General features: G+C 70.7%; 23 protein-coding genes. 5 read left to right on the top strand and 18 right to left on the bottom strand.

Translation table 11 applies throughout. The features are described from left to right. Positions 1-45 precede the first annotated feature (45 nt). The 16 genes from rpsQ to rfbB all read right to left on the bottom strand — a co-directional run bounded on the left by rpsQ (position 46) and on the right by rfbB (position 11,544). A complete protein-coding gene (gene rpsQ, locus ABZ497_RS05100; protein WP_030055826.1) occupies positions 46-318 on the bottom strand; it encodes a 30S ribosomal protein S17 in 273 nt (90 codons plus the stop codon). Beyond that, positions 318-542 carry a 50S ribosomal protein L29 gene (gene rpmC / locus ABZ497_RS05095; protein ID WP_063348970.1) on the bottom strand — a complete coding sequence of 75 codons (225 nt, stop codon included), beginning with the start codon at positions 540-542 and terminating at the stop codon, positions 318-320. Before rpmC ends, rpsQ begins: the two co-directional genes overlap by 1 nt. Beyond that, a complete protein-coding gene (gene rplP, locus ABZ497_RS05090) occupies positions 542-961 on the bottom strand; it encodes a 50S ribosomal protein L16 (protein WP_030393299.1) in 420 nt (139 codons plus the stop codon). Before rplP ends, rpmC begins: the two co-directional genes overlap by 1 nt. A gap of 5 nt (positions 962-966) precedes the next feature. Next, positions 967-1,791: a 30S ribosomal protein S3 gene (gene rpsC / locus ABZ497_RS05085; protein WP_327677868.1), complete on the bottom strand. Its 825-nt coding sequence runs from the start codon at positions 1,789-1,791 to the stop codon at positions 967-969. Further along, entirely contained in the window at positions 1,791-2,138 is a 348-nt protein-coding gene (gene rplV / locus ABZ497_RS05080; protein ID WP_329488124.1) for a 50S ribosomal protein L22, read from the bottom strand. Before rplV ends, rpsC begins: the two co-directional genes overlap by 1 nt. A 50-nt stretch (positions 2,139-2,188) precedes the next feature. Continuing rightward, positions 2,189-2,470, bottom strand: a complete 282-nt coding sequence (gene rpsS, locus ABZ497_RS05075; protein WP_030055821.1) for a 30S ribosomal protein S19 — start codon at positions 2,468-2,470, stop codon at positions 2,189-2,191. 11 nt (positions 2,471-2,481) lie between these two features. Further along, on the bottom strand, positions 2,482-3,318 hold the full coding sequence (rplB, locus tag ABZ497_RS05070; protein WP_327677872.1) for a 50S ribosomal protein L2: 837 nt from the start codon (positions 3,316-3,318) through the stop codon (positions 2,482-2,484). Positions 3,319-3,361: 43 nt separating this feature from the next. Further along, positions 3,362-3,685: a 50S ribosomal protein L23 gene (gene rplW / locus ABZ497_RS05065; protein WP_352286400.1), complete on the bottom strand. Its 324-nt coding sequence runs from the start codon at positions 3,683-3,685 to the stop codon at positions 3,362-3,364. Next, positions 3,682-4,359 (bottom strand): 50S ribosomal protein L4, encoded by a 678-nt coding sequence (gene rplD, locus ABZ497_RS05060; protein WP_329488126.1) that lies wholly within the window; start codon positions 4,357-4,359, stop codon positions 3,682-3,684. Before rplD ends, rplW begins: the two co-directional genes overlap by 4 nt. Before the next feature lie 4 nt (positions 4,360-4,363). Further along, positions 4,364-5,011: a 50S ribosomal protein L3 gene (rplC, locus tag ABZ497_RS05055; RefSeq protein WP_327677876.1), complete on the bottom strand. Its 648-nt coding sequence runs from the start codon at positions 5,009-5,011 to the stop codon at positions 4,364-4,366. A gap of 14 nt (positions 5,012-5,025) precedes the next feature. Continuing rightward, positions 5,026-5,334, bottom strand: a complete 309-nt coding sequence (gene rpsJ / locus ABZ497_RS05050; RefSeq protein ID WP_012785157.1) for a 30S ribosomal protein S10 — start codon at positions 5,332-5,334, stop codon at positions 5,026-5,028. 542 nt (positions 5,335-5,876) lie between these two features. Next, positions 5,877-7,691, bottom strand: a complete 1,815-nt coding sequence (locus tag ABZ497_RS05045; protein WP_359803482.1) for a phospholipid carrier-dependent glycosyltransferase — start codon at positions 7,689-7,691, stop codon at positions 5,877-5,879. Positions 7,692-7,971: 280 nt separating this feature from the next. After that, the gene (locus tag ABZ497_RS05040; protein ID WP_329488129.1) at positions 7,972-8,751 is read right to left on the bottom strand and encodes a glycosyltransferase family 2 protein; all 780 of its coding nucleotides are present in this window, start codon (positions 8,749-8,751) and stop codon (positions 7,972-7,974) included. Continuing rightward, the gene (locus ABZ497_RS05035; RefSeq protein ID WP_329488130.1) at positions 8,748-9,149 is read right to left on the bottom strand and encodes a DUF2304 domain-containing protein; all 402 of its coding nucleotides are present in this window, start codon (positions 9,147-9,149) and stop codon (positions 8,748-8,750) included. The genes ABZ497_RS05040 and ABZ497_RS05035 overlap by 4 nt, the downstream gene beginning before the upstream one ends. Before the next feature lie 107 nt (positions 9,150-9,256). Continuing rightward, entirely contained in the window at positions 9,257-10,573 is a 1,317-nt protein-coding gene (locus ABZ497_RS05030) for a hypothetical protein (RefSeq protein WP_329488131.1), read from the bottom strand. Further along, a complete protein-coding gene (rfbB, locus tag ABZ497_RS05025; protein WP_329488132.1) occupies positions 10,570-11,544 on the bottom strand; it encodes a dTDP-glucose 4,6-dehydratase in 975 nt (324 codons plus the stop codon). The genes ABZ497_RS05030 and rfbB overlap by 4 nt, the downstream gene beginning before the upstream one ends. Positions 11,545-11,625: 81 nt before the next feature. Between rfbB and rfbA the strand changes: the two genes are divergently transcribed. From rfbA to ABZ497_RS05000, 5 genes are all read left to right on the top strand, one after another. Beyond that, complete coding sequence (rfbA, locus tag ABZ497_RS05020) at positions 11,626-12,501, top strand: glucose-1-phosphate thymidylyltransferase RfbA (RefSeq protein ID WP_329488133.1); 876 nt, start codon at positions 11,626-11,628, stop codon at positions 12,499-12,501. Continuing rightward, positions 12,498-13,097, top strand: a complete 600-nt coding sequence (gene rfbC / locus ABZ497_RS05015; RefSeq protein ID WP_329488135.1) for a dTDP-4-dehydrorhamnose 3,5-epimerase — start codon at positions 12,498-12,500, stop codon at positions 13,095-13,097. Before rfbA ends, rfbC begins: the two co-directional genes overlap by 4 nt. 156 nt (positions 13,098-13,253) lie before the next feature. Beyond that, positions 13,254-14,156 (top strand): glycosyltransferase, encoded by a 903-nt coding sequence (locus ABZ497_RS05010; RefSeq protein WP_329488136.1) that lies wholly within the window; start codon positions 13,254-13,256, stop codon positions 14,154-14,156. Between the two features lie 67 nt (positions 14,157-14,223). Next, positions 14,224-15,180 (top strand): NAD(P)-dependent oxidoreductase, encoded by a 957-nt coding sequence (locus ABZ497_RS05005; protein WP_329488137.1) that lies wholly within the window; start codon positions 14,224-14,226, stop codon positions 15,178-15,180. Positions 15,181-15,292: 112 nt separating this feature from the next. Beyond that, on the top strand, positions 15,293-16,525 hold the full coding sequence (locus ABZ497_RS05000) for an acyltransferase family protein (protein ID WP_359803477.1): 1,233 nt from the start codon (positions 15,293-15,295) through the stop codon (positions 16,523-16,525). On the opposite strand, the gene ABZ497_RS04995 is transcribed toward ABZ497_RS05000, so the two are convergent. Further along, positions 16,512-16,979, bottom strand: coding sequence for a GtrA family protein (locus ABZ497_RS04995; RefSeq protein WP_359803475.1), 468 nt, complete (start codon positions 16,977-16,979; stop codon positions 16,512-16,514). The two genes, ABZ497_RS05000 and ABZ497_RS04995, sit on opposite strands and share 14 nt — an antisense overlap. Before the next feature lie 29 nt (positions 16,980-17,008). Next, positions 17,009-19,414 carry a hypothetical protein gene (locus ABZ497_RS04990; protein WP_359803473.1) on the bottom strand — a complete coding sequence of 802 codons (2,406 nt, stop codon included), beginning with the start codon at positions 19,412-19,414 and terminating at the stop codon, positions 17,009-17,011. Between the last annotated feature and the right edge of the window lie 51 nt (positions 19,415-19,465).

The following is a 19,465-nucleotide window of genomic DNA, read 5'->3' as shown; positions in this document are numbered from 1 at the left end:
CCGCGAGGGACCCGTTGCACATACGGCCGTACCACATCGACTTCGTTACTTGGCCTTCTCGAGGATCTCGACGACGCGCCAGCGCTTCGTCGCGGACAGCGGGCGGGTCTCCGCGAGGAGGACCCGGTCGCCGATGCCGCAGGCGTTCGCCTCGTCGTGCGCCTTCAGCTTGTTCGTACGGCGGATGACCTTGCCGTACAGAGCGTGCTTGACGCGGTCCTCGACGGCGACGACGACGGTCTTGTCCATCTTGTCGCTGACGACGAGGCCCTCACGGGTCTTGCGGAAACCGCGCGTCTCGTTGGTGTTCTCAGTCATCAGGCGTTCTCCACCGTCTCGATGCCCAGCTCGCGCTCGCGCATCAGGGTGTAGATCCGCGCGATGTCCTTACGGACGAGCTTGAGCCGTCCGTGGTTGTCGAGCTGCCCGGTCGCCGCCTGGAAGCGGAGGTTGAACAGCTCCTCCTTGGCCTCACGGAGCTTGGCAACGAGACCCTCGTTGTCCAGCTCGCGGAGGTCAGCAGCCTTGGTGCCGGCCGACATCAGCTCTCACCTGCCTCGCGCCGGATGATCCGGCACTTCATCGGGAGCTTGTGAGCTGCGCGGGTCAGCGCCTCACGAGCCACCTTCTCGTTGGGGTACGACAGCTCGAACATGACCCGACCCGGGTGCACGTTCGCGATCCACCACTCGGGCGAACCCTTACCGGAACCCATGCGGGTCTCGGCCGGCTTCTTGGTGAGCGGACGGTCCGGGTAGATGTTGATCCAGACCTTGCCGCCACGCTTGATGTGACGGGTGACGGCGATACGAGCGGACTCGATCTGCCGGTTCGTCACGTAGGCCGGGGTAACGGCCTGGATGCCGTACTCGCCGAAGGCGAGCTCGGTGCCACCCTTGGAGGCGCCGCGGCGCTTCGGGTGGTGCTGCTTGCGGTGCTTGACCCGACGGGGGATCAGCATTTGGGTCAGGCCTCCGTTCCGGTGTTCTCGGCAGCCGGGGTCTCGGCGGCGACCGGGGCCTGAGCCTCGGTGCCGGCGGGACGACGGCCACGGCCACCGCGCTCGCCACCACGGCGCTCGCCACCGCGGGCGGGACGACCACCCTCGGGACGGGCCGGACGGTTGCCCGAGCGGGCAGCGGCGTTCTCAGCGCGGACCTCGGCGATGTTCTTGACGTCGCCCTTGTAGATCCAGACCTTCACGCCGATACGGCCGAAGGTCGTCTTGGCCTCGAAGAAGCCGTAGTCGACGTTCGCGCGCAGGGTGTGCAGCGGCACACGGCCTTCGCGGTAGAACTCCGAACGGCTCATCTCGGCGCCGCCGAGACGACCGGAGCACTGGACCTTGATGCCCTTGGCGCCGGACTTCATGGTGCCCTGCATCGACTTGCGCATGGCACGGCGGAAGGAGACGCGGGAGGACAGCTGCTCCGCGACGCCCTGAGCCACGAGCTGGGCGTCCAGCTCGGGGTTCTTGACCTCGAGGATGTTCAGCTGGACCTGCTTGCCGGTCAGCTTCTCCAGGTCGCCGCGGATGCGGTCGGCCTCGGTGCCACGGCGACCGATGACGATGCCGGGGCGCGCGGTGTGGATGTCGACGCGGACGCGGTCGCGGGTGCGCTCGATCTCAACCTTCGAGATGCCGGCGCGCTCCATGCCCTTCGTCATCATGCGACGAATGGCGACGTCTTCCTTGACGTAGTCCTTGTACAGCTTGTCGGCGTACCAGCGGGACTTGAAGTCCGTGCTGATGCCGAGGCGGAACCCGTGCGGGTTAACCTTCTGGCCCATTACCGGGTCCCTTCCTTGCTGCTGACGACCACGGTGATGTGGCTGGTCCGCTTGCGGATCCGGTAGGCACGGCCCTGGGCACGCGGACGGAACCGCTTCAGGGTCGGGCCCTCGTCAACGTACGCCTCGCTGATGACGAGGTCGTCCACGTTGGAGTGGTTGTAGTTGTGCGCGGCGTTGGCAATGGCGCTGTTGAGCACCTTGCTGACCGGCACGGTAGCGGCCTGCGGAGCGAAACGCAGGACCGCCTGGGCCTCCGTGGCGTTCAGGCCACGGATGAGGTCCACCACGCGGCGGGCCTTCATGGGCGTGACGCGGATGTACCGCGCCTGGGCCCTGGCTTCCATGGTTGTCCCCTTGCTGGTGTAAGTCATTGAGTCGGTAATCTCGCTGGCGACTAGCGACGCTTCGACTTGCGGTCGTCCTTGACGTGACCGCGGAAGGTACGCGTCGGCGCGAACTCGCCGAGCTTGTGGCCGACCATCGACTCGGTGACGAACACCGGGACGTGCTTGCGGCCATCGTGCACCGCGATCGTGTGGCCGAGCATGGCCGGGAAGATCACGGAGCGACGGGACCAGGTCTTGATGACGTTCTGGGTACCCGCCTCGTTCTGAGCGTCCACCTTCTTGAGAAGGTGGCCGTCAATGAAGGGGCCCTTCTTGAGACTGCGCGGCATCTGACCTGCTCCTAGCGCTTCTTGTTGGTCTTGCGGCGGCGCACGATGAGAGCGTCCGACGCCTTCTTCGGGCGACGGGTACGACCCTCCTTCTGGCCCCACGGCGAGACCGGGTGGCGACCACCGGAGGTCTTACCCTCACCACCACCGTGCGGGTGGTCGATCGGGTTCATGGCCACACCACGCACGGTCGGGCGAACGCCCTTCCAGCGCATACGGCCGGCCTTGCCCCAGTTGATGTTCGACTGCTCGGCGTTGCCGACCTCGCCGACCGTCGCGCGGCAGCGCGCGTCGACCAGGCGGATCTCACCGGAGGGCATGCGCAGGTGCGCCATCTTGCCCTCACGCGCCAGCAGCTGGATGCCGGCACCGGCGGAGCGGGCCATCTTGGCACCGCCGCCGGGACGCAGCTCCACCGCGTGGATGGTGGTACCGACCGGGATGTTGCGAAGCGGCAGGTTGTTGCCGGGCTTGATGTCGGCGCCAGGGCCGTTCTCGACCCGGTCGCCCTGCGCGATGCCGCGCGGCGCGATGATGTAGCGCTTCTCGCCGTCCGCGTAGTGCAGGAGCGCGATGCGCGCGGTGCGGTTCGGGTCGTACTCGATGTGCGCGACCTTGGCCGGCACGCCGTCCTTGTCGTGACGACGGAAGTCGATCACGCGGTAGGCGCGCTTGTGACCGCCACCCTGGTGGCGAACGGTGATCCGACCGGCGTTGTTACGGCCGCCCTTGCTGTGCAGGGGGCGAACCAGCGACTTCTCCGGCGTGGACCGCGTGATCTCTACGAAGTCGGCCACGCTGGAGCCACGACGGCCCGGCGTAGTCGGCTTGTACTTGCGGATGCCCATTTGGCTCTCTCGTCCTCGTCCTTATCGACGATCACGATCTCCGTTAGGAGACCGGACCACCGAAGATGTCGATGCGGTTGCCCTCAGCCAGCGTCACGATGGCGCGCTTGGTGTCCTTGCGCTTGCCAAAGCCCGTCTTGGAGCGCTTGCGCTTGCCCTGACGGTTGAGCGTGTTGACGGACTCGACCTTGACCGAGAAGACCGTCTCGACGGCCTGCTTGATCTGGGTCTTGTTGGCACCGGGCGACACGACGAACGTGTACTTGTTCTCGTCGAGGAGCGAGTAGCTCTTCTCCGAGATGACCGGCTTCACCAGGACGTCACGGGGGTCCGTGAACGTCTTGCTCGTGATCTCTGCAGCCATCAGGCGGCGCTCCCTTCGAGCTCGCCCTCAGCAGCCACGGCCTTGGCGGACGCGGCGGGACCCGCCACGAAACGCTCGAAGGCGGCCTGGGTGAAGACCACATCGTCGGAGACGAGCACGTCGTAGGTGTTCAGCTGGCCGGCGTCCAGGATGTGCACGTGCGGCAGGTTACGAGCGGACTTGAGGCCCAGCTCGTCCGCGCGCTCGACGACCAGGAGGACGTTCTTGCGCTCGGTGATCTTGCCGAACAGGCTCTTGGCGGCCTTGGTCGACGGCGCCTCGGTCGCGGTCACGTCGGTGATGACGTGGATGCGGTTGTGGCGGGCCCGGTCGGTGAGCGCACCGCGCAGGGCGGCGGCGATCATCTTCTTCGGGGTCCGCTGCGAGTAGTCGCGCGGCACGGGACCGTGCACGACGCCACCGCCGGCGAACTGCGGCGCGCGGGTCGAGCCCTGACGGGCGCGGCCGGTGCCCTTCTGGCGGTACGGCTTCTTGCCGCCACCGCGGACCTCGCCACGCGTCTTGGTCTTGTGGGTGCCCTGACGGGCCGCAGCGAGCTGCGCCACGACGACCTGGTGCATCAGCGGAACGCTGACCTTCGCGTCGAAGATCTCGGCCGGCAGCTCAAGGCTGCCGGTCTTGTCGCCCGAGGGCGACAGGATGTCAATGGTGCTCATATCCTCACAGCCCCTTCGCCGCGGTGCGGACGAGGACGAGGCCGCCGTTCGGGCCCGGGATTGCGCCCTTGATCAGGAGCAGCCCCTTCTCCGCGTCAACGGCATGGATGGTCAGGTTCTGGGTGGTCACGCGCTCGTGGCCCATCCGGCCGGCCATCCGTACGCCCTTGAACACACGACCCGGGGTGGCGCAGCCACCGATCGAGCCGGGCGAGCGGTGCTTGCGCTGCACACCGTGACCGGCGCCGAGGCCCCGGAAGTTGTGGCGCTTCATGACACCGGCGAAGCCCTTGCCCTTGGAGGTGCCGGTCACGTCGACCTTGACACCCGCCTCGAACAGCTCGGCGGTGATCTCCTGGCCCAGCGTGTACTCGGACGCGTCCGTGGTACGCAGCTCGACCAGGTGCCGGCGCGGGGTGACACCGGCCTTGGCGAAGTGACCCGCGAGGGGCTTGTTCACCTTGCGGGGGTCGATCTCGCCGAAGCCGATCTGGACGGCGTCGTAGCCGGCCGGGCTGTCGGCGGTGTGGACCTGGGTCACGACATTGGGCCCAGCCTTGACGACGGTCACCGGAACGATCCGGTTGTTCTCGTCCCAGACCTGGGTCATGCCGAGCTTCTCGCCCAGGATGCCCTTAATCTGCTTAGCCATCTTCGGTGTGCCTCTCAGAGCTTGATCTCGATGTCGACACCAGCCGGCAGGTCGAGACGCATCAGCGAGTCAACCGTCTTCGGCGTGGGGTCGAGGATGTCGATCAGACGCTTGTGAGTGCGCATCTCGAAGTGCTCGCGCGAGTCCTTGTACTTGTGCGGCGAGCGGATGACGCAGTACACGTTCTTCTCAGTGGGCAGCGGCACCGGGCCCGCGACCTGCGCACCAGTGCGAATGACGGTCTCGACGATCTTCTTCGCCGAGGAGTCAATCACCTCGTGGTCGTAGGCCTTGAGCCGGATGCGGATCTTCTGTCCCGCCATGGCTACTCAGTAGTCCTTTGTGTCGTCTGCTGCTTCTACGGCCGGATTCATCCAGGTGGACTGTGTCCGGTGGTGCCTGTGGATGGTTTCCTCCGACCCACGCGGTCGGGCGTGTCGCCCTGTCGCTTGCAAAAAGTCCGCGAAGAGGTTTCCCTCTGCGGATTTCCTACGGATCGGTGAGGTCTTGCATCCACCAGGCGCCGGATCGAGGCCCCGCCCACGCTTCCCGGAAGATTCCCGTACGTCCGCCCCGCAGCTGCCGCGGTGTCGCCTTCACACCACTGCGTCCACATACCTCACGTGAACACATGAACGGCCATCACGGGAACGACGAGTACATGGGACTCGCTTCCAGTCCTCCCGGCGGGAGGCGCGTAGCATCGGCACTCAACCGAGCAACTTGGACATACTGCCACATGGAGCAGCGACAAAGCCAATCGGGGCCGGCGGGGATCTCCCCCGCCGGCCCCGATGGGGTCCGTCCCGGTCAACCGGCGCGTCCGGTCACCCGGTGCGCACGGTCAACCGGCGCGTCCGGTCGCTCAGCGCTTGCGCCAGATCATCCAGCCCTGCTGCTTGTTGGTCCGCTCCACGTACCACTCGTCCGGATGTTCCTTCCAGTAGGACTCCGGCGCCTTCCCCTCCTCGGCGAGCGGGGTGACGATCGCGGTCGCCGCGGCGGGGACGGGCTGCCAGCGCGGGTCCAGGTACCAGACCCGGCCGTCGTAGACCTCGAAGGCCTGGGCCATCCGCAGGCTGCCGTCGAGGTCCCAGGCGAGCACCAGGTTGTCCTTGGGCTTGATCCCGGCGGCCTTGGTGAAGCCCGTCGCGAGCGGCTTGCGCCAGTCCGAGTGCGGGTAGGCGACCTGCTCGGTGATGGTCGCGGTGGCGAACCCGGCGAACAGCGCGAGCGAGAGGCCGACCGCCCAGAGCACCCGGCGGCCGCCGGCCACCAGCATCAGGGCGACGGCGCCGAGGATGATGAACGCCGCGGCGGTCGAGCGCATCATGTTCAGCCTGGACCAGTCGGCGGCCAGGAAGGTCACGTCCGGCATGCCCCAGCCGATGAAGACCTGGGTGTGGAGCAGCTTGCCGGCGGACCAGATCACCAGCTTGGCGAGGACGAGGGTGAGCACCACCGAGCCCGCCACCGTCAGGACGACGTTGCGCAGGCTGAACCGGGCGAGCACCGCGACCCCGGCCACGAAGGCCACCGGGACGAGGTAGGCCACGTAGCGGGCGTAGACCCAGTTGTCGATGCGGGCGTCGTCCGGCAGGGCGGCGGCCGAGGCGAGCGCGGTGCCGACCAGCAGGGCGACCATCACGCCGCCGACGATCCGGTGCGGGCGCGGGAAGCGGCCGCTGAACAGCGCGAACAGGCAGACCACGACCGCCAGGCCGCCGATCCCCCAGGTGGAGACGATGAAGTACCAGATCTGCCCGGTGGTCCTGGTCAGCGTGCGCTGCAGGATGTCGGGGTTCTTCAGGCCGTCGATCAGGTAGCTGCCGACCTTGCTCGGCTCGACGGTGAACTGGCGGTCGAGCCACCAGGAGAGCGCCTTGGCGCCGACCGAACCGACGCCGAGCGCGCCCAGGCCGACCAGCGTGGTGCGCCACGGGGCCCAGCGCAGCACCAGGACGCCGACGAGGACCACTCCGGTGAGCGCCACCACGACACCGCCGCGGTCGTGCGTGGCCATCGTGTACGCGGCGGCCGCGCCGGTGCCGGCCGCGTACCAGTAGCGGTGCTTGACCGGGCCCTCGCTCAGCCAGCCGTGCATGCAGAGCAGCCAGGCCAGGATCAGCACCGGCAGCACGGTGTCCGACATGACGAACTCGGAGTAGAAGATCACCGGCGGCAGCAGCGCGGTGGCCCCGGCGAAGACGTACGCCAGCAGCCGGCGCAGACCGAGCCGGCGCAGCGCCAGGTAGGCCAGCGGGAAGACCAGCGCGTTCAGCAGCGCGTTGATCCCCATGATCAGGTGGTAGGCCATGACCGGGTCGTCGGCGATCCGGAACGCCGGGGAGATCAGCAGCGGGTAGCCGCCCGGGATCACCACGCCGACCGGCATCTCGGTGGTCGGCCGACCGGCCAGCACGCGGGCCAGTACCAGGTACCCGTCCTCGTCCGCGTGGACGGAGGGGTAGCTCATGTGCCGGACGAGGACGAGCCGGAAGAGCACCTCCGCGGCGTACCCGGCCACCAGCGCGGCCGGCCAGAACCAGCGCCGCCCGCGGGCCTCCTCGAACCGCCGCACCGCCCGGGCCGCCAGACCCGCCGACCGCGAGGCGCCGACCCGTCTCGTCCCCTGGACACCGTCCAGCTGCTCGTCGACGGTCTCTGCTGAAGTCTGCACTGAACTCCGACTCTTCCCCTGGTAGCCCGGCTCTGAGGTGGATCCGGCAGGCCGCCCGGCCCGTTCGATGGTGGAGGTCACGCTAACAACTCGCGGAGGGCCCGTGCCCGGGCGCCCCGGCCCGCGGCACGTGCCGGGACCTCACCGCTGCGGTGGACCCGGCACCCATAGCACACTCCGCGCAGCGCTCAGCCTAGCGGCACGCGGCGGAGGTGCCCCGACGACCACCGGCGGCCGGCCCGTGGGGCCGACCGCCGGAGTCGTGTCGATCGCGGTACCGCTAGGCCTTGCCGACCAGCTCGCGCCGGTTCGCCGCCGCCGTGCGGGTGGCGGGCTCGATGGTCTTCAGGTGCTTGGGCATCCGGCGGATCATCGCGAGCAGGAGCACCAGGCCGGCGCGGGCCAGGTAGATCGTCGCCTTGATCGGGGAGGCGCTGGGCGTACCGGTGGTCCGCTCGCGCATCGCCACCGGGACCTGCCGGATGACGAAGCCGCAGCGGGCGGCGCCGACCATGCTCTCGATGGTGTCGCCCAGGTACTCGACCGGGTACCACTGCGAGAAGAACTCGATCATCGGCTTGTTGCAGGCCTTGAAGCCCGAGGTGGTGTCGGTGAGGCGGGTCCGGGTGACCCTCGACAGCACCACCGAGAGCAGCTTCATCGCCCAGCTGCGCGGGCCGCGCACCTTGTAGCTGCCCTGGCCGGCGAACCGGGCGCCGATGACCAGGTCGGCCTCCTGGAGCTTCTCCAGCAGCGCCGGCACGTACGCGGGGTCGTGCTGGCCGTCGGCGTCGCACTGGATGGCGACGTCGTAGCCGTGCAGGTGCGCGTAGCGGTAGCCGAACCGCATGGCGCCGCCGACACCGAGGTTGTACGGCAGCTGCGCGACCCGGGAGCCGGCCGCGGCGGCCACGGCGGCGGTGTTGTCCACGGAGCCGTCGTCGACCACCAGGGTGTCCACGCCGGGGAGCTTCTGCTGGATCTCGTGGAGGATCTTGGGCAGACCCTCCGCCTCGTTCCAGGCGGGGAGGATGATCAGAACCCGCTTGCCGTCGATCATGCCGTCACCCCGGAGTCCGTCGCCTTGCCGGCGTCGTTGCTGCTGCGTGCGATCGGGTACCCGTGGTGCTCGGCCAGGTGGGCCCGCATCATGGCGACGTCCTCGGCCAGGGTCCGGGTCTCCGCCTCCAGCCGGGAGGCCTCCCAGCTCAGGTGCAGCGAGACCATCAGGACCAGGACGAAGCCCGCGAAGAGCACGAGGCTCACGCCGGAGGCGATGCCGAGCCGGCGGGCGGTCGAGTCGAGGATCGTCGGGAAGAACCCGAGCGGCGCCACGACGACGCCGATCGCGAGCCAGATAGCCGCGTACTTCTCCCGGAGCTGCTGTCGGCGCAGCAACTCCAGGATGTAGACGAGCACCAGCACGCCGGTGATCGAAGTGATGACGGTGAGATGCACGACTGGAGGCGCCTTTCAGCGGCAGTGGCGTGGCCAAGGGTAATCACATATTAAAGGCGCGGCGTGAACGTCCCGCCGCCGCCGGCTGTGGGCCCGGCGAACGGGCGTCATACCTCCGACGACTGGTGCGCCGCCAGTGGTGCCCGGTGTTCCGCCACGGGCCGGGCCGGGGCGGACAGCGAGCGGGCCAGCGCCCACAGCATGGCAGCAGCGCTGACCGCCGCACCAGCCAGGTAGGCGAGTTCGACCCTGGTGGCGATCGCCCCGGGTACCAGGGTGACGGCCACCAGCACCACGGAACCGGCCAGCCAGGAGAGCAGCTGGCGCTGGTGGCGCCCGAGCGCGAGCAGGGCCTGGCCGAAGACGGTCGCCAGCATGTAGCAGAGCGTGCCGAGGGCCAGCCAGAGGAAGTCCACCGAACCCAGCACGTCCTGCGCCTTGAAGAACAGCCGGATCGCCCAGGGGCCGAGGATCACCGTCGGCAGGCCCGCCGCGGCGCTCATCAGCACCACGATGCCGCCGGTGCGCAGCAGGACCTTGCGGAACTCCCCGTGGTTGCCGGCCGCGGCGGCGCCGGAGAGCGAGGAGACCAGGGAGGCCTGGATCGCCGCGTAGGCGAAGAGCGGCACCCGGGCCAGCACCACGGCGTTCAGCAGGGCGGCGATCAGCGCCTTGGAGGACGGCGAGAGCACGCCGACGCTGACCACGGCCGCGTTGACCATCAGCTGGGCCAGCAGCGTCGAACCGGTCAGCAGGCCGAGCCCGGTGACGACGTCGCGCCAGACCGGGGCCGGACCGCCGCGCCGGTCCGCGAGGACCGAACGCATCCCGATCGCCGAGGCGGCGAGCGGTGCGGCGACCAGGATCAGCGCGAACGCGAACGCGGAGTGCGCGCCGAACACCGGGATCAGCGCGGCGAGCCCGATCCGCAGCCCGCCGTCGACGGCGAGCTGCATGCCGTACGCGCCGAAGTTGCCCAGGCCGGCCAGTGCCCCGCGGGCCACCGAGCTCACGGCCAGACCGACCAGGGCGCCGCCCAGGCCGGCCACCAGGCCGAGGTCGCCGGAGAAGAAGCGGTCCGCGATCGGCCGGGCGGCGGCCGCGATCACGGCCAGCACCGCCACCAGGACCCCGGCGGTGACCAGCAGGACCCGCCGGATCGCCGGTCCGGGGCCCTGTCCCGCCACGTCACGGGCGGCCACCAGGCGGGTCAGCTCCAGCTCGACCGGCGAGAACAGCCCGTACCCGACGGACATGACCACGGTCCAGAGCATCGAGACGCCGGCGACCTGGGTGGTGTCCAAGCTGTGCCCGGCCAGGGCCAGGAAGATGTACGAGGAGACACCGAGGACCACGGTGCCCCCCGCGACGAGCCGCACACCGGGGGGCAGCGCCCCCAGCAGCTTGGCCACCGGGTTCGTCATCGCAGGGTGGCCTTGGCCTTCAGCGGCTCCCACCAGGCGCGGTTCTCGCGGTACCAGGCGATGGTGGCGGCGAGGCCGTCCTCGAAGCGGACCTGCGGGGCGTAGCCGAGCTCCTCGCTGATCTTGGTGATGTCCAGCGAGTAGCGCAGGTCGTGGCCCTTGCGGTCGGCGACCGGCTCGACCATCGACCAGTCCGCGCCGGCGGCCTGGAGCAGCAGCTCGGTGAGCTCCTTGTTGGTGATCTCGGTGCCGCCGCCGATGTTGTAGACCTCGCCGGAGCGGCCCTTGCGCATGGCCAGCTCGATGCCGCGGCAGTGGTCGGAGACGTGCAGCCAGTCCCGGATGTTGCCGCCGGTGCCGTAGAGCGGCACCTTCCTGCCGTCCAGCAGGTTGGTGGTGAACAGCGGGATGACCTTCTCCGGGAACTGGTAGTGCCCGTAGTTGTTGGAGCAGCGGGTGACCACCACGTCCATGCCGTGGGTGCGGTGGTAGGCGAGCGCCAGCAGGTCCGAGCCGGCCTTCGACGCCGAGTACGGGGAGTTGGGCGCCAGCGGCCACTCCTCGGTCCAGGAGCCCTCGGAGATGGAGCCGTAGACCTCGTCGGTGGAGACGTGGACGAAGCGGCCGACGCCGTGCTTCTTGGCCGAGTCCAGCAGCACCTGGGTGCCCAGGACGTTGGTGACCACGAACGGGCCGGCGCCCTCGATGGAGCGGTCCACGTGCGACTCGGCCGCGAAGTGGACGACCACGTCGTGGCCGGGCATGACCTGGTCGACGGCCTCCGCGTCACAGATGTCGCCACGCACGAAGGAGTAGCCGCTGTGACCGGCGACGGGCGCCAGGTTGGCCTCGACGCCCGAGTAGGTGAGCTTGTCGAAGACGGTGATCTGATCCGTTGCGTCGGCGCCGAGCAGCTGGCGGACGAACTCTGAACCGATGAAGCCGGCGCCGCCGGTGACGAGGATGCGCATAGTGCGGGCAGTCTACCGGTGTGCCCCGGGGCCCTCGCCCCGGGTCAGCGGCGGGCTCCGAACCTCACATAAGCTGCGCGCATGCGTGGAATCCTCTTGGCGGGCGGCACCGGGTCACGACTGTGGCCGCTGACCCGAGCAGTCTCGAAGCAGCTCCTCCCCGTCTTCGACAAGCCGATGATCTACTACCCGCTGTCGACCCTGGTCATGGCGGGCATCAGCGAGATCCTGATCATTACCACCCCGCAGGACCAGGAGCAGTTCCAGCGGCTGCTCGGCGACGGCTCCCAGTTCGGCCTCAAGCTGGAGTACGCCGTCCAGGAGAAGCCGGAGGGCATCGCCCAGGCCTTCGTGCTCGGCGCCGACTTCATCGGTGACGAGCCCGTCGCGCTGATCCTCGGCGACAACATCTTCCACGGCAGCGGCCTCGGCACCCGGCTCGCGCAGCGCACCGCGCCGCAGGGCGGCATGGTGTTCGCCTACCCGGTCGCCGACCCGACCGCGTACGGCGTGGTGGAGTTCGACGACAACGGCCAGGTCATCTCCATCGAGGAGAAGCCCACCCAGCCCAAGTCCCGCTACGCGGTGCCCGGCCTGTACTTCTACGACAACCGCGTGGTCAAGATCGCGGCCGGCCTGCGCCCGAGCGCGCGCGGCGAGCTGGAGATCACCGCGGTCAACGAGGAGTACCTCAAGACCGGTGAGCTGCACGTCACCATCCTCGACCGCGGTACCGCCTGGCTCGACACCGGCACGTTCGTGTCGATGGTGCAGGCCTCCGAGTTCGTCCGGGTCATCGAGGAGCGCCAGGGCTTCAAGATCGGCTGCATCGAGGAGGCGGCCTGGCGGGCCGGCCTGATCGACGACGCGCAGCTGCGCGAGCTGGCCGAGCCGCTGTGCAAGAGCGGCTACGGCGACTACCTGATCGCGCTGCTCGAAGAGGAGGCGGCCCGGTGAAGTTCCGTGAGCTCTCGATCCCCGGCGCCTTCGAGGTCACCCCGCAGCAGCACGGCGACCCGCGCGGCCTGTTCATGGAGTGGTACCGCTTCGACCGGCTCGAAGAGGTGGTCGGCCACCCGCTGAAGTTCGCCCAGGGCAACCTGTCGGTGTCCGCCAAGGACGTCGTGCGCGGCATCCACTTCGCCGACGTCCCGCCCGGCCAGGCCAAGTACGTCAGCTGCGTGCGCGGCGCCGTGCTCGACGTGATCGTGGACCTGCGGGTGGGCTCCCCCGCCTTCGGCCGCTGGGAGTTCGTCCGGCTGGACGACGCCGAGCGCAGGTCGGTCTACATCCCCGAGGGCCTCGGCCACGGTTTCTGCGCGCTGACCGACGACGCCACGCTGTCCTACGTCTGCTCCGAGACCTACAACCCGACCGGTGAGCACGCGGTGCACCCGCTGGACCCGGACCTCGGGATCGAGTGGCCCACCGACGCCCCGCAGCTGTCCGCCCGGGACGACGCCGCGCCCTCGCTGGCCGAGGCGCTCGCCACCGGCCTGCTGCCGGACTACGAGAAGTGCCTCGCCTTCACCGAGAGCCTGCGCACCCGCTGAACCGCCCGATGCCCGGGCCCGCCGCCCTCCGGCGCGGGCCCGGGCATCGTCGTCCGCCCCGGCGGGAGCCGCCGACCGGCTCAGTATGATGGGCCCGCCGCGGGGTCCTCGCCCCGCACCCGGCCCCGACTCAGACCAGCGGATGTGCCCTCCACCATGACCACTCTGGAAATCCTGCTTCCGTACTACGGCGACGTCGCACTGATGCAGGCCGCGGTCCGCAGCGTGCTGGCGCAGAGCGATCCCGACTGGCGGCTGACCGTCGTCGACGACGGCCGGGAGCCCGGCGTCCCGGAGTGGTTCGCCGAGCTCGGCGACCCGCGGGTGCGGTACTTCCGGAACGAGCAGAACCTCGGCGTCACCGGCAACTACCGCAAGTGCCTGGGCATGGCCGAGTACGAGTACATGATGTTCATGGGCACCGACGACATCATGCTGCCCAACTACGTCGCCACCATCCGCTCGATCCTGGCCCAGTACCCCGGCGTCGCGATGATCCAGCCGGGCGTCCAGGTGATCGACGGCGACGGGAAGCCGACCAGCTCGCTGGCCGACGAGGCCAAGCGCCGTATCTACGCGCCCAAGCAGCAGGGCCGCACCCTGCGGGGCGGCGAGGAGCTCGCGGTCAGCCTGCTCAAGGGCAACTGGCTGTACTTCCCGTCGATCTGCTGGCGCACCGAGGCCGTGCGGACCACCGGTTTCCGCGACAACCTGGAGATCATCCAGGACCTCGCGCTCGTCATCGACCTGCTCCAGGCCGGCGAGCACATGGTCGTCGACGACGTCCGGGCGTTCCAGTACCGCCGGCACACCGTCAGCATCTCCTCGAAGTCCGCCTACAGCGGCACCCGGTTCACCGAGGCCCGCCGGTACTTCCTGGACGCCGCCGACCGCCTGGACGCGCACGGCTGGCCGCGGGCCGCCAAGGCCTCCCGGATGCACCTCTCGGCCCGGATCCACGCCCTCACCCTGGTCCCGGGCGCGATGCGCGCCGGCCAGTGGGACGGGGCGAAGGCCCTGCTGCGCAACGCCACCAGCACCGCCGCCCGCCCCCGCTGACCCAGCCGCCACCGTCCCGGGCCCGTCACCGTCCCGGGCCCATCACCGCCCCAGGGAGTCACCGCACATGACCGCACCGCACCCGGCCCCCTCCCGGGTCGCCGTCCTCGGCGGCACCGGCTTCATCGGCCGCGTGGTCGGCGCCCGCCTGCTGGAGCAGGGCGCCGAGGTCGTCAGCCTCGCCCGCAAGGCCCCGGCCGTACCGGCGCCCGGCCGGTTCGTCGCCTTCGACATCTCCTCCGACGCCGCCGCCGACCTCACCGCGCTGCTCGACCGCGAGCGGATCGACACCGTCGTCAACGCGGCCGGCGGCATGTGGGGCCTGAACGACGAGCAGATGTACCAGGCCAACGTGGTCCTGGTGGACCGGCTGATCGAGGCCGTCTGCGCGATGGCCTCCCCCGCCCGCCTGGTCCACCTCGGCACCGTGCACGAGTACGGCATGGCGCCGGTCGGCACCAGCCAGCGCGAGAGCGACCCCGCCGCGCCGGTGATGGAGTACGGCAAGCTCAAGCTCACCGCCACCGAGGCCGTCGTCCGCGCCGTCGAGGCCGGCCGGCTGGACGCGGTGTCGCTGCGGCTCGGCAACGTGGTCGGCGCCGGCCAGCCCGGTCACAGCCTGCTCGGTGTGATGGCCGCCAAGCTGGACGCCGCCCGCCGGGCCGGCGAGACCGCTCAGCTCTCGCTGCAGCCGCTCACCGCCCAGCGCGACTTCGTCGACCTCGGCGACACCCTGGACGCCGTGCTGCTCGCCGCCGTCCGCCCGGACGTGCCGCCGGTGGTCAACATCGGCACCGGCGCCGCGTCCTCCGCCCGGCTGCTGGTCGAGCTGCTGATCGAGGAGAGCGGGGTGCCCACCGAGATCACCGAGGTCCCCGCGCCGGACGGCACCGGCCCGGAGACGGAGTGGCAGCAGCTCGACATCACCGTCGCCCGGGAGCGGCTCGGCTGGGAGCCCCGGCGCACCCTGCGCGAGGCCGTCCGCGACCTCTGGGAGGCCCAGATCGCCGCTCCGCAGGCGTAGGGCCCCGGCCCCCTCGTCCGACGAGCACCGCACGCCACCACGGGGCGGCGTCCGCGACGACCGCGGGCGCCGCCCGGCCGATCCGCCGGGGGGAGCCATCAGCCGACCAGCAGTGCTCCGCCCGCGCGGCACCCTCGCGCGGATCCTCGACGACCGGGCGAACGGGCTCGGCGCGCTCCGCCTCCTACTGGCCGCCACCGTCGTCGTCTCGCACGTCTTCCCGCTCGGCTGGGGACGCCCCGATCCGCTCTGGCTCTGGAGCGGCCGGCAGACCGACCTCGGCAAGGCCGCCGTCCTCGGGTTCTTCGCACTCTCCGGATTCGTGATCACCGAGAGCGCCCGGCGGCTCCCGCCCGGCCGCTACCTCTGGCACCGGGCCCTGCGCATCGGGCCCGGCCTCGGCGGCTCGCTGCTGTTCTCGGCCGCCGTCCTGATGCCCGCCCTGTACTGGTGGCAGCACGGCACCCTGGGCGGCTTCTGGACCCGCCCGGACGGTCCGCTGAGCTATCTGACCAGCCTCGGCAGTGCCGCGCCCACCACCGGCTGGGACGTCTCGGGCGTGATCGCCGAGGGCGTCCGCAGCGGGACCAACTTCGACCGGAGCCTCAACGGCGCCCTCTGGTCGCTCAAGTACGAGCTGCTCTGCTACCTGGCGGCGGGGCTGCTGGCCGCCCTGGGGCTACTGCGCCGGCGGGCGTTCGTCGCCTCGGCGGCGCTCGCGCTCTGGCTCCTGGTCGCGAGCGGCGCCGTGGACCTCCCGGCCGAGGTGCCCCCGGCGGGCGGGCCCGGGGTGGCGCTCCCGCTGCTGGGCCTGGTCACCTTCCACCTCGCCGCCACCCTCGGCCTGGCCTTCCTGCTCGGCGGCGTGCTGCGGCTCTACGCCGAGCGGATCCCGCTCCACGACGCCCTGGCGCTGACCGCCGCGCTCGTCCTGACCGGCTCGGCCCGCTGGGGCGGCTTCGCGGTGCTCGGCGTCCCCGCGCTGGTCTATCTGCTGTTCTGGGCCGCGTCGGCGCTCCCCCGCCGCTGGCGGGCGATCGGCGTGCGCGGCGACTACTCGTACGGCGTGTACGTCTTCGGCTTCCCGGTCGAGCAGGCGCTGGCGCTGACCGGCGCGGCCCGCTTCGGTCCGCTCGGCTTCCTGGCCGGCGCGCTGGCCGTGACCGGTCTGCTGGCGGCGCTCTCCTGGCACCTCGTCGAGGCGCCCGCGCTGCGGCTGCGGTCCTGGACCCCGGGGCAGCGGCGGCGGGCCGCCGGGCGCGGGCCCCGGCCCCCGGCACCGCCGCGGCAGCCCCGGACGCCGTCCCAGCCGCCGCCGAAGCCGCCCGGGGTCACTTCTCCCTGAAGACCCAGACCTTCATCAGCAGGAACCGGACCACCGTCGCCAGACCGTTCGCGGCGATCAGCCCGGCCACCTCGACCGCCTTCGAGGCGTTCGGCGCGGCCAGGTCGAGCAGCGCCAGCGCCCCGGAGCTCAGACCGAGGCCGATCAGGAAGGCCACCGCGCCCTGGAGCTGGTGACGCAGCGCGCCCTCTTTGCCGGTGATCCCGAAGGTGAACCGGCGGTTGGCCGCGGTGTTGGCGACCGCGCTCACCGCGAGCGCGATGAGGTTGGCCGCCTGGGGGTCGACGAAGCGCCGGGCCACCACGTAGAGGAGCAGGTAGAAGAGGGTGCTCAGGACCCCGATCACCAGGAAGGACGGGACCTGGCGCTTGGCCGTCCCGGTGTCGGAGGGCCGCGGGCCCTGGCCGGCCGGCGGCACCTCGGCCGCTTCGGTCGGCTGGTCGGTGGAAACCATGTGAGCACCCATGCGATCGGTTCGGCGGTTCAGGAAATCTCGTACACGGCCATCCGGCCGTTGTCGAAGACCGGCTTGGCGAGGGTCTTCAGGTCCGGCGACTCCGGCGCCACCTTGCGGTTCACCACGACGTAGCGGACGTGGTGCCGCTCGCTCAGCCGGTCGAGGATAGCGGCCGTCGGCCGGTAGACGGAGTCCTCGTTGAGCTTGAGCAGCTCCTGGTCCCAGAAGGACGCGGACTTCGCCGACATCAGCCGCGGCGAGTAGGCCCAGCCCTCCACCAGCACCGAGCGCTCGGAGTAGGCGCTCAGGTAGAAGGACAGGGAGTTCCAGCAGTTCTCCCCGGGGACGGTGTAGTCGCTCTCCGACCGGCAGTGGCCGTTGGTCACCAGGACGTCGGTCGGGTCGCTGTGCGCGCGGACCCAGCGCGCGGCCTCCACCTGACTGGCCGGGAGCGGCCACGCGCCGTCCCACGGGACCTGCCGGGACTGCTGGACGTCGAGCAGCAGCGAGGGCGCGCCGGCCGCCAGCGCCGCGGTGAGCAGCACCACGGCGCCGCGGCCGCGCAGCGCCGGCAGCGCCCGGCCGGCCGCCCACCAGAGCAGGCCGCAGACCGCCGCGGCCCCGGCCAGCGCCGCCGCCGCGGCCAGCGCCGGCACCAGCGCCGTGTAGGACTCGGTGCCGTCGGCGTCGCCGACCGCCTTGAGCGCGAAGGCCGCCCAGTCGTCCGCGTAGTGGTAGATGCCGAGGGTGAGCAGGAGGACGAAGGCCACTGTGCCGGCGCCGAGCGCGAACTTGCCCCGGGTGGGCAGCGCGGCCCGCTCGAAGACCTCGCAGTAGCCCCAGGCCGAGAGCAGCACGCCGAAGGAGAGGCCGGCGAGGGTGAAGTAGCTGGCGTTGAAGCCGTTGACCACCAGGTAGACGGCCGGGCCGGCGATGGCCCCGCCGAGCAGGAACCACTGGGTCTGCTCCAGGCGGAGCCGGCGGCGCCACAGGAGCGGGATCATGCCGACCATCCGCAGCTGGTGGTTGAGCAGGAACGCGATCAGCGTGGCGGCGACGACCACGCTCTGGGTCACCGCCGTCCGGGTCTGCTGCGGATCGGCCCAGTACTTCTCGATGTTGCCGAAGGGCACCACTTCGAGGCCGTAGCTCTCGAAGCGGAACAGCACCGCGGTGGCGAACACCTGGGCGCCGGCGATGACCGCGCCGAGGCCGACGATGGTCCACGGGATGCGCCGCGTGCCGATCAGCACCATCAGACCGGCGAAGGCCAGCGCGGCCAGCGTCACCGGCAGGGAGCTCGCCTTCGCCGCGCTGGAGGCCACCGCGAACAGCGCGGCGAGGACGAACGCGCCCCGGCCGAGCGCCGGGATCCGGGCGGGCCCGTCCTCCTCGGCCCGCGCCTCACCGCCGCGCCCGCGCAGGGCGTCACCGACCACCCCGATCAGGGCCATCAGCAGCGGCTGGCTGTACGTCAGCGAGAGGCTCGCCCAGGACATCAGCGGTACCGCCGGAGCCCCGAAGGTCCAGTGGCCGACGTTGTTGGGGTAGATCGCGTTGAACTCGCCGACCGCGAAGATCAGCAGGGCGGCGACCGGCCCGGCCCACGGCCGCCCGGTCAGCCGGTGCGCCACCACGGCGGTGATCACCATGGCCAGGGCGGCGAGCGCCGGGACCATCAGGCGCATCTGGACCACGGTCAGGTCGATGTGCCCGACCAGGTCGGTCATCGCCATGTGGACGAAGGTGAACCAGTGGTAGTGCAGCGGCTCCCCGGCGGCCTGCGGGAAGGTCAGCGGGAAGTTGTGCTTGGCGTTCCCGGCCAGCGACAGCAGGTAGGGCAGGTCGATGTACTGCCGGGTGGTCTCGCTGTCCGGCACGACCGGGTTCCGGCTGAGCACCGCCCCGTACATGTAGGCACTGGTGAACGCGACGGTGCCGGCGACCGACCAGGACCAGCCCGGCGAGGGGCGGCGGTAGCCGCGCGGCCGCCAGTGCCGCCGCAGCCCGGGCACGGCGGCGAACGGGATCAGCACCGCCAGCGGCCAGGCCGTGGCCACCGACTGCAGGCCGAGCCCGACCAGAACGGCCCAGGCGGCCAGCTCCAGCACCAGGCCGACCACGGCGCCGAAGGCCAGGTCCTCGACCAGCGTGTGCGGACGGCGCCGCAGCAGGCGGAAGACCAGCGTGCCCGGGAGCATGACGCCCCACAGCACGTAGAAGGTGTACCGCGCGATGTCACTGACCGAGGTGTCGGCGGCCAGCAGCAGGACGACCAGGAAGAGGTAGGCCGCGAGCGCGGGCAGGAACGCCACCACCCGGTCGCGCGGGCTCAGCGGGGCACCGCCGGCGTCCGGCGCGGAACTGCCGGTCCGCCCGGCGGGCGGGGTCGGCGTGCCCAGGGCGGGCGCGGTGCTGTCGGTAGTGCCCATCGCTCTTCTTCTCCTGCGGGCTGTGCGTCGGCTTCCTGGCGGTCGGCGGCC

Source organism: Kitasatospora sp. NPDC005751 (assembly GCF_040630835.1).
Taxonomy (GTDB): Bacteria; Actinomycetota; Actinomycetes; order Streptomycetales; family Streptomycetaceae; genus Kitasatospora.
Note: the sequence above shows the minus strand (reverse complement) of the source record. Positions and strands in the feature narration are given on the sequence as shown.

What these genes read in the sequence shown, in the direction of transcription:
- rplP (WP_030393299.1), bottom strand. Translation starts at nt 961, where the DNA reads ATGCTGATCCCCCGTCGGGTCAAGCACCGCAAGCAGCACCACCCGAAG.
- rfbA (WP_329488133.1), top strand. Translation starts at nt 11,626, where the DNA reads ATGCGTGGAATCCTCTTGGCGGGCGGCACCGGGTCACGACTGTGGCCG.
- rpmC (WP_063348970.1), bottom strand. Translation starts at nt 542, where the DNA reads ATGTCGGCCGGCACCAAGGCTGCTGACCTCCGCGAGCTGGACAACGAG.
- rfbB (WP_329488132.1), bottom strand. Translation starts at nt 11,544, where the DNA reads ATGCGCATCCTCGTCACCGGCGGCGCCGGCTTCATCGGTTCAGAGTTC.
- rplV (WP_329488124.1), bottom strand. Translation starts at nt 2,138, where the DNA reads ATGGAAGCCAGGGCCCAGGCGCGGTACATCCGCGTCACGCCCATGAAG.
- ABZ497_RS05005 (WP_329488137.1), top strand. Translation starts at nt 14,224, where the DNA reads ATGACCGCACCGCACCCGGCCCCCTCCCGGGTCGCCGTCCTCGGCGGC.
- rpsC (WP_327677868.1), bottom strand. Translation starts at nt 1,791, where the DNA reads ATGGGCCAGAAGGTTAACCCGCACGGGTTCCGCCTCGGCATCAGCACG.
- rplC (WP_327677876.1), bottom strand. Translation starts at nt 5,011, where the DNA reads ATGGCTAAGCAGATTAAGGGCATCCTGGGCGAGAAGCTCGGCATGACC.
- ABZ497_RS05010 (WP_329488136.1), top strand. Translation starts at nt 13,254, where the DNA reads ATGACCACTCTGGAAATCCTGCTTCCGTACTACGGCGACGTCGCACTG.
- rpsQ (WP_030055826.1), bottom strand. Translation starts at nt 318, where the DNA reads ATGACTGAGAACACCAACGAGACGCGCGGTTTCCGCAAGACCCGTGAG.
- rplD (WP_329488126.1), bottom strand. Translation starts at nt 4,359, where the DNA reads ATGAGCACCATTGACATCCTGTCGCCCTCGGGCGACAAGACCGGCAGC.
- ABZ497_RS04990 (WP_359803473.1), bottom strand. Translation starts at nt 19,414, where the DNA reads ATGGGCACTACCGACAGCACCGCGCCCGCCCTGGGCACGCCGACCCCG.
- ABZ497_RS05030 (WP_329488131.1), bottom strand. Translation starts at nt 10,573, where the DNA reads ATGACGAACCCGGTGGCCAAGCTGCTGGGGGCGCTGCCCCCCGGTGTG.
- rplB (WP_327677872.1), bottom strand. Translation starts at nt 3,318, where the DNA reads ATGGGCATCCGCAAGTACAAGCCGACTACGCCGGGCCGTCGTGGCTCC.
- rpsJ (WP_012785157.1), bottom strand. Translation starts at nt 5,334, where the DNA reads ATGGCGGGACAGAAGATCCGCATCCGGCTCAAGGCCTACGACCACGAG.
- ABZ497_RS05040 (WP_329488129.1), bottom strand. Translation starts at nt 8,751, where the DNA reads ATGATCGACGGCAAGCGGGTTCTGATCATCCTCCCCGCCTGGAACGAG.
- rpsS (WP_030055821.1), bottom strand. Translation starts at nt 2,470, where the DNA reads ATGCCGCGCAGTCTCAAGAAGGGCCCCTTCATTGACGGCCACCTTCTC.
- ABZ497_RS04995 (WP_359803475.1), bottom strand. Translation starts at nt 16,979, where the DNA reads ATGGTTTCCACCGACCAGCCGACCGAAGCGGCCGAGGTGCCGCCGGCC.